Raw genomic sequence first — 228 nt, forward strand, 5'->3', positions numbered from 1 at the left:
GTCGAGGCTCTTCCGGATCGTGTCGATCGCCTGATCGACGTTGGCGGGCCTCAACTGGTTGCGCGCCAGCGCGACATACACGTAGTGACGCAGCGCCGGATCGTGCGTCTTCGACAGCACGGCGTGATAGACCGCGTTCATGTCGGCATCGCGTCCGCTCATGGCGTAGAGACGCTGCAGATGCTCGAGATCGTTGATGGCCGCGAAGCCCGGACCATGCGGCGGCGG

Annotated in this window: 1 pseudogene; it reads right to left on the reverse strand. The window is 64.9% G+C overall.

From position 1 onward, the window contains the following. A pseudogene (locus SB822_RS61655) lies at positions 1–228 on the reverse strand (hypothetical protein); the annotation flags it as partial.

This window comes from Paraburkholderia sp. SIMBA_054 (genome assembly GCF_046534875.1).
Classification (GTDB): Bacteria; Pseudomonadota; Gammaproteobacteria; order Burkholderiales; family Burkholderiaceae; genus Paraburkholderia; species Paraburkholderia hospita.